Genomic DNA, 15,366 nt, shown 5'->3' with positions numbered 1-15,366 from the left:
TAATTACTAGTGAACAACAGCATCATTGGGCCAATCCGATCTGCGTCAGGAGCGACTGGTTGTCCCAATACAACCATTCCTCATCCATAACGCCGTCCTTGGTCCAGTGACCGATCGTGACCATGCCCAGCTTGAAAGGCTTTCCCGTCGGCGCAATAGTCTTGCCGTCACCTATGGGCATCGGCTGCGAGAATGTTCCTTCGACATAGCCGGAGACCGCCGTCCACTCGCCAGAAGCGATGCGGATCGGATGCTCTCGGATGCGCGTGTCGGGAGCAAATACGAACATTGGTTTCAGCTCCTCGACATGTGCTGGCAAGCCTTTGGTGATACGACCGTCCGGCATGTGTACGACGATGTTGGGTGAGTGGCTCTTGGTCAACTCGCCCCACTTTTGGCCGCTATAGACGTTGAAGTCGAGATCGTCGAAATTCGTCAAATTGGCTTGCTCGGTTCGACGCTGAGCGGCAATCGCGGTGACCTGCCGCTTAAGTTCTTCCACTTGTGCCTGGTCCTCTGCTTTCAACGCAGTTTCCGGAATTGGAGCAGGCACCTTTGGTGTGCTGGCTGGTGACTGGGCGAAGGCGCTCAGGGAAGCGAGTACAACACCAATTGAGAAACCAACTTTCACGAGGGACTTTTTCATGGCTACGGTCCAACCAATACGCTTCATTTAGCTGGAAACATGGCATTTCCGTTGGCCGACTTGTCTGCTGGAACTTCCTCCTGCATGACGTCCCAATGTTCGACGACCTTGCCATTATCCAGGCGGAAGATATCCACCGCGATCATGTTCTTGCCGAACCAGTTGGTGTAGCGGCCGTGGATCATGACTAGATTGCCATCCTCCATGACCAGCCCTGGCTCATAGGTCGGGCTAGGGCCCTTGCTGCTAATGAAACCGCGCAACACATCCAGTCCGTTGGGCATGCCTGGGTTGTGTTGGATCATGTTGCCAGACCAATAGGTCTCCGCTTTTGCCAGGTTGCGCTGGTTAAAAACGACATCGAGGTATTCAACGACGATGGCCTTGTTGCTGGCAGCCTGCTTCTGTTGAGAGGCCGTATGGGTAGGCGCAGCAGGTGCAGTCGTCGATTGGGCGGAGACGGTGAAGGTAGCCAGCGTCAAGCTGAGAGTCAGGCACGCTGTGGCAAATTTCTTTTTCATTGTCAGTTCCATTGGTGGTCGAGTTAGACGATTTCAGTATTCGATGCTGATCTTTCCGAAGTGCCCACCAGCCTGTTGCAGACGGAAGGCCTCGCCCAAGTCGGTGAGGGGGAAAGACTTGCTGATGACAGGACGGATGGGCAGGGCATCAAGCGCACGAACAAGATCCTGCTGATGCTGCCGACTACCTACGATCAATCCCTGTAGGCGTTGTTGGCGCACCGTCAAGCCTGCGGTGGGAACTGGCCCGGCTGGCCCGGTGAGGACACCGATGAGCGCAATGTGACCGGCGACCCGTGCGGCTTTGATCGACTGCGCAAGCGTGCCAGCGCCCCCAACTTCGATCACATGATCGACGCCTCGCCCTGCTGTGATCTCCAGGACCGGCCTGGCCCACTCGGGTTCTTGGCGGTAGTTGATCAGGTGATCGGCACCCAGTTGGCGCACGCGCTCAAGTTTTTCGTTCGAAGACGAGGTGGCAATGACCGTGGCTCCCAGCGCTTTGGCAACTTGCAGGGCGAAGATGGAGACACCACCGGTGCCTTGAACCAGCACGGTGTCGCCAGCCTTGATTCCACCGTTGACGACCAAGGCGCGCCAGACAGTGACCCCCGCCGTGGTCAATGTCGCAGCCTCCGCATGGCTCCAGCCTTTAGGGGCGCGAGTGAAGGACGTCGCGTCGGCCACGACCCATTCGCGGGCGTAACCGTCCACGCCATCTCCGGGGACCGTGGAGAAATCTCCGTTGACCGGATCGCCATTCAGCCAGGTGGGGAAGAATGTCGAAACGACGTGGTCACCGACTGCGAATTCGCTGACGCCTTCACCCACCGCCTCGATGGTGCCGGCACCGTCAGCCATCGGAATGCGCCGATCTGCTGAGGGCATGTGACCGCTGACCACGCCCAAGTCATGGAAATTCAATGAGCTGGCATGGATGCGCACCCGAATCTGACCGGGTCCAGGAGTGCCGGGATCAGGCAAATCGACAATTTCAAGCCGGTCCAATCCACCGGGTGCGCGTAGTTGTATTGCTTTCATGATGTTGGTTACCCCAGCGTGATCACGCCCTTAAGATTGGTAAAAGAGCCGTCTGCACCAGCGATGTTGGTGTAGACGATGCCCAATTCGTAGTCCTGTACGTGCACAACGTTCGCCCCTGTGCCGGGCTCATGCCAATAAACCATGTAGATGTTGTTCACTAGTTCCAGCGCGGTGTAGCGCACCGTGTCCTGCACACCCTTGAACGGGCCGTCCAGCCCGATGAAAGACATCGTCGTGGCATCTTTGAAGTTCAACTCGAAGACGAGTTCGCCAAATCGCACTTGGGCCTTGCGCCCGATCATCGGAAAATTGGGGGACGTCACCGCATCTGCATCTGGCATGTCTTTCTCCTATGAATAGACGGAAGTGGTGGGGTCACTCACTCAGAATGAATCGAGCAGCCTGTTCTCCCACGTAGATGACAGGAGCCATCGTGTGGCCGCTGGTAAGCGTTGGGAAAACAGAGGCGTCGGCCACGCGTAGGTTCTTGATGCCGCGAACCTGCAACTTGGCATTGACGACAGCCGAAACATCGTCGTCCGTCCCCATTTTTGCCGTACCCACGGGATGGAAGACCGTGGACGCGTTGGCCTTGATGAAGTCGAGTAGTTCGGCGTCTCCGATGGTCGGTGCGGGCACGGTCTGCTCGGTCAAGGGTTTAAGAGCTTCGGTTTGCGTCAATCGAAGCAACTGACGCACGCCTTTGGCCAATGCACCGGCATCGTCTGACTCGCCCAAGTAGTTCGGGTCGATGGCGGGTGCGTCGGCTGGGTCAGCACTCGTCAAACGTACGGTGCCCTTGCTCTTGGGGTGCAGGAGCACCACCGCATAGGAGTAGCCAGCGCGTGGTTCGTTGACGTCCTGGAACAGGTCTTTGCCTTCGCCATCCTTCAAGGCCGGCTGATACATCGGAATCACTTCGTACTCAGGCCGGTCTTGACCAGACGTGAGCGAGAAGAAACCGATCCCGTTGCCGGAGAAGAAGGTTGCCGGCCCCGTCCGCTGAAAGCGCCACTCTGCTACCGACGCCGGATCACCGCTCGGGTAGATCGGAACGGGAAACTCCTTGGGGGCGACGACCTGGATGGCCACGCTCAGATGGTCTTGCAGGTTCGCGCCAACACCAGGAACATCAGCAGCCAAAGCGATGCCATGTGCTTGCAGATGTTCAGCAGGGCCAATGCCGGACAACATCAGCAGTTTTGGCGTGTTGATCGCCCCTGCGGCAACGATAACTTCACGGCCCGCAAGGGCCGTCTGCTTTTCATTGCCCACGGTGAACACCACACCAACCGCCTGCTTATCCTCGATGAGGATTCGGGACGTGTTTGCATGGGAGATCAACGTCAGATTGGGCCGACGCCGTACTTCCGGCGTCAGATAGGCATCGGCTATGGTGTGCCGATACTTGTCTTTGTGGATGGTCTCGACTCGGCTCGCCACGTAAGGGTTGGCGCCGTTGATGTCGCCCTTTGGCCCCAGGCCCGCTTCCACGAAGGCGTCCAACAAGAGATCCGGTACGTTGCCATCGTTGACCAATGGCTCCATCACCACGGGGCCATCGCCTCCGCGAAGGGCATCGCCAGCGGCTCGTTCGGAGTTCTCGATCCGTTTGAACGTCTCCGCCGCCGTAGTGGCGCTCCATCCCTCAAGACCTAGAGCAGCCCAGCGGTCGTAGTCGGCTAGCGCGCCCCGCGTCCAAAAGCCGACATTGATGGCGCTGCTGCCGCCAACCGCTTTGCCACGTGGTGTATAGACAGAACGGCCATTCAAATGGGTTTGCGGCACCGTGCTGTAAGCCCAGTCTGCTTCACCGCCCCATAGCGAGTGGAAAGTACCCTGAGCTCTACCCAGTTCACTGTAGGACTCACCGCCTGCTTCGAGCAGCAGCACGGTGCGGTCGGATCGCTCGCTCAGACGAGCAGCCACGGCGACGCCGGCAGGGCCGGCGCCAATGACAATGTAGTCGTATGTCATTGCATCCTCACAGAACGGGTCGTTGGGCCAGAGTTAGAGCGCCGCGAGGGCTGCCTTGTTCGCCTGCAGCCAATCCTCGAAGGACTGGGGTTGGCGGCCGGTGATGCGCTCGAAGTCACCGGTGACCTCAGCGACACGGCCAGCTTCGGTGTTGGTATCGAACGACGCGAAGACGCGCGCCAAGGGCTCGGGTAACCCAGCCTGCACCATGCCCTGTACCAAGCCTTCCAGCGGAACCTGCACGACCTCGATCGGCTTTCCGATTGCAGCGCCCACGGCGGCGCCGATGGCTGCCTTGGTCAGCGACTGTGCGCCGGACAAGGTATAGATGTTCTTGCCAGATTCGGTTCCCGCCAACACGGTGGCAGCCGCCAAGGCAAGATCACTGCGTGCGATATCTGCGCTACCTTGACCACCATCCGCCGCATACCACTTGCCGGAGGCGAGCACCGGGGGCAGGAACATGAACAGATTTTCGAAGTACCAGTGGTTGCGCAGCACCGTCCAGCCGGCCAGACCACTCTCAAGCAGTGCTTTCTCCGTGCCCTCATGGTCAGGTGCAATCAGCAGGGGGGCACCTGCGGGATTGGGTGCTGAGGTGTAAATGACGTGGCTGACGCCAGCCGTTTTCAAGCCATTGATTGCATTGGTGTGCTGTTCCAGCCGGCGGCCTGGGCGGTCAAGCGCATCAGTGCTGACCAGCAGAGCGCGCTCGACGCCGTCGAAGGCTGCCGCAAAGGTGTCGGGCTGTTCGAAGTCGAGGGCACGTGTCTCTACACCCTTGGCGGCCCAATCTGCCAACTTTGCAGGGTTGCGACTGGCCGCGACGATGCGACTAACAGGGACGGATAAAGTGTCAGTGAGGTGCTTCAGAACGAGTTGGCCAAAGTGGCCAGAAGCGCCAGTGACGAGAATCGAGTTCCTCATGAACAAACCTCCTAGGGTAGCGTTTGACTTCCAAAACCGAATGCTAGTAGCTACACTTTACTTTTGGAAGTACGCACCAAAAGGTTAGTGAAGGCGTTTATCGCACATCTGGAGAATGAAATGTCTCAAGCAGCGCAGGAAAAAACCTTGTCTGAGAAGGTCAGATTGGGGGAACTGTTTACAGTGGATTGCCCGTCACGAGACGCACTTAAGCATGTAAGCAGTCTGTGGGGGGTTCTGTGCCTCCTGAGCCTGCAAGAAGGTACTTTGCGCTACAGTGAGTTGCGGCGAAAGGCTGTCGGCATCAGCGAAAAGATGTTAGCTCAAACGTTGAAACGCTTAGAAGAAGACGGCTTTGTTTCTCGTTATGCCCACCCCGTCATTCCGCCCTATGTTGAGTACACATTAACGCCCATGGGGCGGGAGGTCACTGCGCATGTAGCCACGCTGGCTGACTGGATCGAGTCCAACATTGCGCGAATCATGGATTCGCGGCGAGAGAAAGGCGTTGCATAGGCATTGGTGACAGTGGCAGGTCGGCTGAGCAACAGACTGCCAGACCAAATCGATATGGATCATTGAGTGGCGGCCCGAGTAAACTGCGCGCAGCTCTTTGGAACTGAGGCTAATTGCCCGGTCATGAGTGAACGAATAATCATTGAGGCTTGGGCTGGTCGTTCAGGTGCAGCCTTTAATGGTTTATGAAACATCCGCCATGATTCACGCCATGGCGGAATTAGGATGATGAAATATGAAGAGTAGGAGGCTTAGGATGTTCCCAGGGTGTATTATGCTGAGCTAAGCTTGTGAAAGATATAATCAGCAGGCTCGCAGTCGGAAAGTGGAACGTTTCCTTCTAAAAGAAGTTGGCGAAGTAGTTGGTCATCTACTCGTACTTTCCACCCCTTCGCCCAGTGATCTATCACGATGTTATTGCTCTCACGTATTGCATCCATCATCTCCAAACGCTCCGGAAAATAGATGGCGAATCCATTCTCCTTCCAACTGGCGACCTTGATTCCCAGTTGTGCACAGATCGCTACCTTGATCGAGGCGTCAATGATATCAGCCTCCCTAGATAGATTCACGAGGGCCTGAAGCTCAGGGTTAGCGACACCATCAGTGCAAAGGATTTCTCCGCTTCCCCAAGACTCGGGCGGACAGATCTTGTTCTTGGGATCTACTTCAATGAACGGATTGATCTCCATTGGATAAATTCGGCAGACAAGCGGGCGTTCCTCATAAATACCGCACAAATTATCCGGTCGCAGATTTGGGCACTGCTCGAGTGCATTGCCGACGAATACGGCAATCACGCGAATGCTATTGTCGGCCTCGTTGACGGCAACGGATCTGGCCGCATTGTGTACGTAATGCGATGAGGTTGTCGGCCACGTCAGCTCGTTAAATGCTTCAAGTATAATTGCTACATGATGCCCTCGTGCCAGCCATTGTTCTGTTTCGGCGAGTGTTAGAGGTACAAGGCGGCCTTTGCAGCAGATGCCGCATCCTATGCAGCTATATCGAAGTGTGGTGTTTTTTATGCCTGGTTCTTGCATTCTAAAATCCTTAGAAACTATATTCGAGAGTTATTTTTTTGGTTTCAAGGGTTGCTCAGCATGTTTTGATTTTTTGATTGCTCAAATGGTTTTGGTCAATTGGTCAGCAGGCGTAAAAGGTACTCTGCAGGAATGGGGTAAAAACCCCATGGATTCGCTTATAGCTTTGACAGTGTCATTTGATAAAATGAGAAGGTGGTTTTTTGATAAAAATGGCTGGCTGTAAATTAAACTGGGATGGGGCGGATTTATCTGAAGGAATAAAGCGCTCCTTGATGTCCTAGCTATAGCTTGAACTGTTTCGTTAGGCGGCTAAGGTCAACAGCCAGCGTGGCAATTTCCGCAGCGGCAAGCGTCGTCTGATTGGAGCCCTCAGCAGTTTCGGTGGAGAGATCGCGGATGCTGACGAGGTTACGATCTACTTCGCGAGATACTTGAGCTTGCTCTTCAGCAGCCGCTGCAATCATTAAATTGCGCTCGTTTATTTGTCCCAGTGAGCTGGTGATCTCGTTTAGAACTTTTCCTGCTCCATAAGCCATCTGTAGTGTTATTTGAGCTTGCTCGCTTGTCTGCTTCATTGATGTAACAGCATTAGTGGTACCAGATTGAATAGAAACAACCATTTTCTCGATCTCATGCGTTGACTGCTGGGTTCGATGCGCCAATGCTCTAACTTCATCTGCGACGACAGCAAAACCCCGTCCCGCTTCACCCGCTCTTGCGGCTTCTATTGCTGCGTTGAGTGCGAGCAGATTGGTCTGTTCAGCGATAGCGGCTATCACATCCAGCACCTTGCTGATGTCAGTGGCCATAATGGCTAGTGCTTTTATCTCTGAGGAAGTTTCTTCGACATTGGAAACCATGATGTTGATTGCGTTAACCGTTTCCTCTACTTGTTTGCGCCCTGCAATTGCTGCAGCGCTGGATTCGGACGTCAGTTGCGAGGTCGATGCAGCATTACCTGCTACCTCTTCGACAGCCGTGCTCATTTCGGTAACGGCGGTGGCGGCCATCTCAAGCTCATCACTCTGACGCTGAATTGTCCGCGCAGCGCCTTCAGTAACCGCGTGCATTTCTTCCGAAGTTGCAGCAAGCTGAGTTGAAGAATCTTCAATCAACGACAAGGCACTGCGTAGATTTTCCTGCATTAATGAGAGTGATTTAACCAGGCGGGCCGCTTCATCAGAACCACTTGGAATGATTTCTTTACTCAAGTCATTCTGAGAGATGTGTTCTGCTATTTTTAAAGACTCGTTTAACGGGATGGTGAGGCTGCGTGTGTAGAGGAAAGCAAATCCTAATGAAGAAACTCCGCCTACAATCAAGGCTGATATGATGGTGATCACCGTATTCTTGTAAGTTTGAGTGGCTCGTGCCCCCGCATTGTCGGCCTTCTCCTCATTTAGTCTTCTCAATTCACTCAGTATTGTTGTGATTGTTTTTTCGTCATTCTCCATGCTGGAGCTGTATGTCTCCAGTGCAGACTCTAATTGGTCTGCTTTGACTTTTGAAAGGTAAGCTTCCTGAGTGGCTTTGTATTTGTTTTTTGCTTGGAATAAATCGCTGATGGCCTTGCGACCCTCCGGCAAGACTATTAGCTGGTTGAGCTCTTTTGTGTATCTATCTATTAAAATCCATGAGCTATTTATGTCGCTAGTCAAGCTGGCTTTATGTTTCTGGGGGGTGAGTGGGTTTTGGGTGCGCATGCTGATTAGCTGCATGGTTTGAAATTGCTCAATTATCTGACCAATCAGCTTTACACTGATAACGACGTTGTCCTCTACAAATTTCTCTTCCTCATGAAGGGATTTGGCCTGTCTTAGTGAAAGTAATCCCAAGGCGGTAATGGCCATAAAAAAGAAGCCGAAGCATAAAGTCGAGCGAGGCGCGAGGGCGAGCTTACGAAGTAGCATGGAGGTAATCCGCGATCATTAAATTTATGGTTTGCGTATGATTGGTTACGCTATTCGTTCTGCGATGGCCGCTTTCAAAAGGCGCTAAAGTGTTCTGGCGGCGTCTTCAGGGAACACGTACTGCAAGTTGCGTTTGCCGACACCAGCAGAGTACCTACAGTAGGAATTGGATCGTGCATTAAAATCCCTAGGCCTAAAGTGCATAACATCTTGGGTGGTATGCTATTGGCTGGGCATTTTTGTGGGAAGTACGCACCAAAAGGTTAGTTAGGGATTCTCCGATCAAGTCAGCACAGGCCGTCTGACCTATGCTGAAATAGCCCTTCGTCCAACAGTCCTTTACAAGCCCTCCATCCCATGAGTCAGATGAGCTTTTCCGATTTCGAGTACGCCGGTAAGCGCAAGCAAACCCGTCGCGAGCGTTTCCTGGCCGAGATGGAGCAGGTCGCGCTGTGGAACGGGTTGGTCGCGTTGATCGAGCCGCACTAAAAGGCCGGCGGCGGTCGTAAGCCGTATCCCCTGGAAGCGATGATGCGCATTCACTTGCTGCAGAACTGGTTTTCGCTGAATGATCCTGCAATGGAAGAAGCGTTGTACGAGATCACCTCAATGCGCCAGTTTGCTCGGCTGACGCTCAGCGCCCCGATCCCCGAAGACACGACGATCATGAATTTTCGGCACTTGCTCGAGAAACACCAGTTGGCGGCAGGCATCCTGGAAACCATCAATGCCTACCTGCGAGACAGGGGCTGTCGCTGCGCCAAAGTACCACTGTCAATGCCACGATCATCCATGCGCCTAGTTCGACCAAGAACAAGGACGGCGAGCGCGATCCTGAAATGCGTCGTCTGTGCCGACGCAGGCTATACCGGCGTTGAGAAAAGGCCAGAGCATGAAGGGCTACCTGTGATCTGGCAGATTGCTGCGCGACGCAGCACCTACAAGCACTTGAGCAAACGCAGCGTGCTCTACAAAGCCAAGCGCAAGATCGAAAAGGCCAAGGCACAAGTGCGTGCGAAGGTGGAGCACCCGTTCCGGATGATCAAACGCCAGTTCGGCTATGTAAAGACGCGTTTTCGCGGCTTGGCCAAGAACACGGCGCAACTGACTACACTGTTTGCCCTGTCGAATCTGTGGATGGTGCGCCGGCAATTGTTGCCTGCTGCGGGAGAGGTGCGCCCGTGAGGGCAGATAACCAAGGCTTTGCCTTGGTTATCCATTAATCAGCGGCTGAAAATCGGACTTTTCGGCATCCCTAAGCCGCCCATTTCCGGCTGATGAGCAGCTTGTTCGGAGAATCCCTAAGTGGGCGTATGAGCAGGCTTGACCAACAGCGGGTGGCGCTCCGCAACTATGACAGCAGAGCGTCTTGTTCGGGGCATAGCGGCAACGCTGCGTAGGAAAGGAGCGAGCGCCTTACTCGACTTTGTCTAATCCCGTCGCCGTAGGGGGAATCATGGGTGTTTGGCTAGCGGGTGCAAGCCACGAACAATGAGTCCAGAATCAAGGCTATTCCCGTTTCTGGAATGGCAGAAAGACTTTTGCTTTCAACGGCTCGCACGCCCGATGCGAGTCTCGGCCATCCGTATAATTTGCCAGGTTCGGTCACAGCGCGGACGTAGGCATCGCTGAGTTTTCGCCTGATCACTGGTGGCTGATCTGGAGGCAACATAAGGGGGCATCACTTTTAAAATTGCCAAAAGTTGCCCCCAGTTATCCCCCAAGGCCCTTGGAAACCAGTGGGTTTGGAAGGACGGTCATGGACTGATAAGTCGTATAAGACGCTGGTTTTAAAGGATTTTGATGGGGCTTTAGAGGGGGCTCAGAGACTATCCGGATCCCCAAAGAACATACTAATCCTCGACCGCAACCACTTCTCCCCCGGATCATTATCCTGCGCCCCCCGCCAGGCCATATGCAGCTCGAACGTCCGCGTCTCCAACGGCAATTCCTCAGCCCGCAACCCTCCGGCCGCCGTGAGGATATCCGCCGTATAGTCCGGCACCGTCGCCACGATATCCGTCCCGCTCAGCAAACTCCCCAGTCCATTGAACTGCGGCACCGCCAGCACTACATGCCGCTCGCGGCCGACCTTGGCCAGCTCTTCATCGATAAACCCGCTCAGGTCCCCGGCAAACGACACCAGCGCGTGGGGCCGCTTGCAGAAGTCATCCAGGCTCAACGCGCCCGGCACGCTGTCCGCCCGCAGCAGTTTCGGCTTGCTGCGCCGCAGCACCTTGCGCTTGGCATTGGCCGGCAGGTCGTCGGTGTAGCTGACGCCAACCGAGATTTCGCCGGAGGCGAGCAGGGTGGGCATCAGCAGGTAGTTGACCCGCCGTACCACCAGCACCACGCCCGGGGCTTCGGCGCGCACGCGCTTGAGCAGCAGGGGCAGCAGGGCGAATTCGGCGTCGTCGGAGAGGCCGATGCGGAACACCGCGGTGCTGGTCGCCGGGTCGAAGTCGGCGGCGCGGCTGACCGCGGTGGAGATGGAGTCCAGCGCCGGGGAGAGCAGGGCGAAGATCTCCGTCGCCCGCGCCGACGGCTCCATGCTGCGCCCGGTACGGACGAACAGCGGGTCGTCGAACAGGGTGCGCAGGCGCGACAGCGCGGCGCTGATCGCCGGCTGGCCGAGGAACAGCTTTTCCGCCGCACGGGTCACGCTGCGTTCGTGCATCAGGGTCTCGAAAACGATCAAAAGATTGAGATCGACGCGGCGCAGGTCGTTTCGGTTCATCGGCTTCGCTTCGTTGGCGGAATGGGGCGAGAGGTGAATCTTGCGGGCAAAGACTGTTACCCTGCGTTGCAGATTATGGCTGTGTGCCAGTTTACGGCAAGAGCCGTAGCATGAGCCCAATCGATGACAAGCATGTCGACTATTAATGACCACTGATGGTCTTACCGTGAAAGCCCCGATAGAGTTCAGGGCATTAGAGGTTTAAAAGGCGAGGTTTGCGATGTCCCGCATGATCCGTTTCCACAAGTTCGGTCAGGCCGAGGTGCTCAAGATAGAGGAGCTGCCCACGCCCGCGCCAGCTGCCGGGGAAGTGCAGATTCGTGTCCAGGCGATTGGCATCAGTTGGTACGACGTGCTCTGGCGGCAGAATCTGGCGCCGTCCCAGGCACGTTTGCCATCCGGTATCGGCCATGAAATGGCCGGCGTGGTCACCGCCGTGGGCGAGGGCGTCGATGACCTGGCCGTGGGCGACAAGGTCGCCAGCTTCCCGGCCACCAGCCCCAACGAGCATCCGGTCTACGGTGAGGTCATCGTCCTGCCGCGCACTGCGCTGACCCGCTACCCGGACATCCTCAGCCCGATCGAGGCCAGCGTGCACTACACGCCGTTCCTCATCGCCTATTTCGCCTACGTCGACCTGGCCCGGGCCAAGGCCGGGCAGACCGCGCTGATCACCGACGCCAGCCATTGCGCCGGGCCGTCCTTCGTGCAGTTGGGCAAGGCCCTGGGCCTCAAGGTGATCGCCGCGACCCGCGAGGCCGACGAGCGCGAGCCGCTGCTCAAGCTGGGTGCCGACAAGGTGATCGTCACCGAGGAACAGGATCTGCTCATGCAGATCAACAAGTACACCGACAACCGTGGTGTCGACATGGTCCTCGACGGCCTGGGCGGGCCACAGATGTCGCTGCTCGGCGATGTCCTGGCGCCGCGTGGCAGCCTGGTGCTGTATGGCCTGCAGGGCGGCAACCAGACACCATTCCCGGCTTGTGCGGCGTTCCAGAAGAACATCCAGTTCTTCGTCCACTGCATCGGCAACTTCACCGGCAAGCCGGAACTGGGCATCACCCAGGACCAGGTCGCCCTGCACCGGGCCTTGCGCGACATCAACCAGTTCACTGCGGATCGCCAGTTGCTGCCGCAGATCATCCAGGTCTACCCCTTCGAGCGGGTGGTGGATGCCCACCGGCATATGGATGAATGCCCTTGCGGCGGGCGCGTCGTGCTCGAATTGCCGGACGCCTGAGCCGGTCTTTAGCCGCTTCCCACCAAGCCCGAGAATCCTCTCGGGCTTTTTTGTGAAATTTGCCTCCTAAATTTTCAGAAATTTCCTATTAGTCTTATAGGGACTAAGGACATGGCTTGGGCTATGTTGTTGCTGTCGGAATCAAGATATTTCACTGTCTGTAGAGTTACCCGGCGATGTGCGTAAATCACCGGAGCCTGCATGACAGATACTTGTCCGCATACAAGAAAAGTGTTTGGTCCGTTGTCGTCTCAAGGAGCGAGATATGTCCGTCGAATTGCTCGAACGAGTTGAGGCCCGGCCTGCAAGGCCTGGCGCCCGATGCAGCAAGGTTCTGCCGCGATACCTGACAACTTGTCAGTTGTTTTTGTAGGAATGTAGGAAGTTTCCTTCAATACAGACACTCTGCCGCTCTCGTATAACCACGCTGAACTTCGTGGGCATTTCACCTTTGCACTTTCGAGCGGTCTTCGGGTTTTCAACGGTTGCGATAACTATCAGGGAATTGAATATGGGCGCGATTCACGACCAGGCCATGCAGTATGTCTATCAGCAGGTATTGCAACGGGTGCTGGAGCGCATGACCCAAGGGCAGCGCGCCTCGTTGCAGTTGCTGATCCAGCGTCTGCTGGTGATTGCCGGCGGCCTGGAGTGCATCGGCGGGCTCAAGGTCATGCTGGTGCATACCGGCAGCCAGCACAGCACCCAGAGCCTGGCGTTTCTGCGTGCTGCGCAACTGAGCCTGGCGGCGCGCTCGCCCGGCACCTTCGTCCTGCGCATTGCCACGGCGCGGCACAGCGATATGCCGGCAGTGGTGCTGAGCAACATCGAGCGCGCCTTCGCCGCACTGGTGGTCCATGACGATCCCCGGGTCGAACTGTTGATGCTGGAGGACGGCCAGGTACGCGGCTTCGATGTCCGCCAGCCGATTTGCCGGGCCCAGCAACAGGCCGACCGCCATGCCGTGCTGATGGCCGGTCACGTGACGGCAGGCGACGAGCAAATGGCCCTGGGACATCGCCACTATCTCGACCTGGCCGATCTGCACCGCCTGGGCGCGGCCTGGAATGGCGGGGTGGATGTGCTGATCAGCGGCGAGCCGGCCTCCCGGCGCAAGCGCTTCATGGCCACCGCCCTGCGCATGATGCGTGCCGCCGGGGTGCCGCGGGTAAGGCCGATCGAGGCCTTTCCCCGGGCGCTGTTCGAGGTGGTGGCGGCGATCCGTGACGAGTACCGCATGCCCTTGCCGGCGGACAAGCCTGCCGAGACCAGGGTGTTCGAGGCGCGGGGGCGCATGCCGCGCTTCGTTGCCATCGACGATCTGACCTACGACCCGGCCTGCGGCCACGGCCCCTTGCTCGGCGAACTGCTGCGCTACGAGCATGACGAATGGGCCTTCGGCTTTCCCGATTGCGAGGTCGGCAACCCTCTGCTGCGGGCGCACCTGTCGGGGTTGCACCGCGAGTTCATCGAGGAAGGCTGCTACCAGGATGGCGTGGACAGTTGCGTGCAGCGCAGCGAGGAGGCGATGAAGGCCGGACAATTACCAGCGGCCCTGCGCGAACATTTGCTCGGTCCGTGGCAGAAGGGCGAGGACCTGCAGCAGGTGCGGCGCCTGGCCGGGGACTTCGCCTCCCAGGCCTGGGGTATCAGCGAGACCCAACTGGTCTGCCTGTTATTTGCGCCGATCATCGATCAGGGGCGACGCCTGGAGGATTTCCTGCGCCGTTGCCATCCGGGCATGCTCGTGGCCCTGCCTTACCTGCACAAGGCCTTGCAAGGCCAGTCGGCCACCGATCCGGTGCTGCAATGGCTGACCAGCACCAGCGGCCTGCCGATGGCGACCTTGCAGGCGCTGTATCGGCGCTCGCCGCTGCTCAGGCGTGGCTAGGCCATTCCCGCTGCGATCACCTCACGCAGCCAGCGATGCCCCGGATCCCGATGCACCCGTTCAGGCCACAGCATCAGCATCTCGAAGCCGCGTACCGCCAGTGGCGCCTCTACCACCCTCAGCCGCGGATCGGTGCTGACCAGGCGCTCGGGCACCATGGCCACCAGGTCGGTGCTGGCCAGTACCGAGGCCAGCAGCATGAAGTGCGGCACCGACAGCACCACCTGGCGGCTCAGGCCCTGTTCCGCCAGGGCCACGTCGGTCGGGCCATGGAAGCCACCACCATCGGGAGACACGATGACCTGCTCCAGAGCGCAGAACTGCTTCAGCGTCGGCTTGCGCCTGAGGCCGGGGTGGTCGCTGCGCCCTACCAGAACGTAGCGCTCGACGAACAGCGAACGCTGGCGCAACTCTGCCGGGGCGGCCTCGGCGATATGAAACGCCATGTCGATCTCGCCGCGTTCTGCCTGGTGCACGATGGCCGTCGGTTGCAGGTCGAGTACGGCAATGCGGGTCGCCGGGGCGGCGCTGCGGATCTTCGCCAGGGCCGGTAGCAGAATGGTCGAGGCGCCGTAGTCAGTGGCTGCCAGGCGCCAGGTCTGTGTGGCGCTGGCGGGGTCGAAGGGCTGGGTCGGGGCGATGGCCTGGTGCAAGGCTTCCAGCGCCTGGCGCAGCGGCGCACGCAACGCCTCGGCCCGGGCGGTAGGGCGCATGCCACGGGGGCCGGGGAGCAGCAGGGGATCGTCCAGCAGCTCGCGCAGGCGTGCCAGTTGCACGCTGACCGTCGGCTGCGCCAGGTGCAGGCGTTGCGCCGCGCGGGTCACGTTGTGTTCGGCGAGCAGGGCGTCGAGGGTGACCAGCAAATTGAGGTCGAGGCGCCGCAAGGTATCGTGCATGGCAATGCCTGG

Annotated in this window: 13 protein-coding genes and 1 pseudogene; 4 read left to right on the top strand and 10 right to left on the bottom strand. The window is 57.6% G+C overall.

The genetic code is table 11. The annotated features are described in order from the left end of the window. Positions 1-22 precede the first annotated feature (22 nt). From ACODSK_RS16870 to ACODSK_RS16845, 6 genes are read right to left on the bottom strand one after another with little or no spacing between them, the layout of a single operon-like run. Entirely contained in the window at positions 23-646 is a 624-nt protein-coding gene (locus ACODSK_RS16870) for an ester cyclase (RefSeq protein WP_489017724.1), read from the bottom strand. A 23-nt stretch (positions 647-669) separates the two neighbouring features. Then, positions 670-1,167: a nuclear transport factor 2 family protein gene (locus ACODSK_RS16865; protein WP_489017723.1), complete on the bottom strand. Its 498-nt coding sequence runs from the start codon at positions 1,165-1,167 to the stop codon at positions 670-672. Between the two features lie 33 nt (positions 1,168-1,200). Beyond that, on the bottom strand, positions 1,201-2,208 hold the full coding sequence (locus ACODSK_RS16860) for a zinc-dependent alcohol dehydrogenase family protein (protein ID WP_489017722.1): 1,008 nt from the start codon (positions 2,206-2,208) through the stop codon (positions 1,201-1,203). An 8-nt stretch (positions 2,209-2,216) separates the two neighbouring features. Beyond that, a complete protein-coding gene (locus tag ACODSK_RS16855; protein ID WP_489017720.1) occupies positions 2,217-2,552 on the bottom strand; it encodes a MoaF-related domain-containing protein in 336 nt (111 codons plus the stop codon). Positions 2,553-2,586: 34 nt separating this feature from the next. Next, complete coding sequence (locus tag ACODSK_RS16850) at positions 2,587-4,188, bottom strand: GMC family oxidoreductase (RefSeq protein ID WP_489017718.1); 1,602 nt, start codon at positions 4,186-4,188, stop codon at positions 2,587-2,589. Positions 4,189-4,221: 33 nt separating this feature from the next. Next, positions 4,222-5,115 (bottom strand): SDR family oxidoreductase, encoded by an 894-nt coding sequence (locus ACODSK_RS16845; protein ID WP_489017716.1) that lies wholly within the window; start codon positions 5,113-5,115, stop codon positions 4,222-4,224. A gap of 120 nt (positions 5,116-5,235) precedes the next feature. On the opposite strand from ACODSK_RS16845, the gene ACODSK_RS16840 reads away from it, so the two are divergent. Beyond that, complete coding sequence (locus tag ACODSK_RS16840) at positions 5,236-5,631, top strand: winged helix-turn-helix transcriptional regulator (RefSeq protein WP_489017714.1); 396 nt, start codon at positions 5,236-5,238, stop codon at positions 5,629-5,631. A gap of 272 nt (positions 5,632-5,903) precedes the next feature. On the opposite strand, the gene ACODSK_RS16835 is transcribed toward ACODSK_RS16840, so the two are convergent. After that, positions 5,904-6,674 carry a YkgJ family cysteine cluster protein gene (locus ACODSK_RS16835; protein ID WP_489017712.1) on the bottom strand — a complete coding sequence of 257 codons (771 nt, stop codon included), beginning with the start codon at positions 6,672-6,674 and terminating at the stop codon, positions 5,904-5,906. A gap of 284 nt (positions 6,675-6,958) precedes the next feature. Then, entirely contained in the window at positions 6,959-8,587 is a 1,629-nt protein-coding gene (locus ACODSK_RS16830; protein WP_489017710.1) for a methyl-accepting chemotaxis protein, read from the bottom strand. Between the two features lie 357 nt (positions 8,588-8,944). Between ACODSK_RS16830 and ACODSK_RS16825 the strand changes: the two are divergent. Next, positions 8,945-9,772 (top strand): annotated as a pseudogene (locus ACODSK_RS16825) (IS5 family transposase). A 637-nt stretch (positions 9,773-10,409) separates the two neighbouring features. Here ACODSK_RS16825 and ACODSK_RS16820 read toward each other — a convergent pair. Beyond that, positions 10,410-11,324: a LysR family transcriptional regulator gene (locus ACODSK_RS16820; RefSeq protein WP_489017708.1), complete on the bottom strand. Its 915-nt coding sequence runs from the start codon at positions 11,322-11,324 to the stop codon at positions 10,410-10,412. Between the two features lie 220 nt (positions 11,325-11,544). Here ACODSK_RS16820 and ACODSK_RS16815 point away from each other — a divergent pair, with 220 nt between their 5' ends. Together ACODSK_RS16815 and ACODSK_RS16810 are read left to right on the top strand one after the other, a co-directional pair. Continuing rightward, entirely contained in the window at positions 11,545-12,567 is a 1,023-nt protein-coding gene (locus tag ACODSK_RS16815) for a zinc-dependent alcohol dehydrogenase family protein (protein ID WP_489017706.1), read from the top strand. Between the two features lie 511 nt (positions 12,568-13,078). After that, positions 13,079-14,458, top strand: a complete 1,380-nt coding sequence (locus tag ACODSK_RS16810; protein ID WP_489017704.1) for a hypothetical protein — start codon at positions 13,079-13,081, stop codon at positions 14,456-14,458. Here ACODSK_RS16810 and ACODSK_RS16805 read toward each other — a convergent pair. After that, entirely contained in the window at positions 14,455-15,354 is a 900-nt protein-coding gene (locus tag ACODSK_RS16805) for a LysR family transcriptional regulator (RefSeq protein WP_489017702.1), read from the bottom strand. The genes ACODSK_RS16810 and ACODSK_RS16805 overlap by 4 nt on opposite strands. Positions 15,355-15,366 lie beyond the last annotated feature (12 nt).

The sequence above is a fragment of the Pseudomonas sp. FG98 genome (genome assembly GCF_057808595.1).
This window is presented reverse-complemented; position numbering and strand designations above follow the sequence as displayed.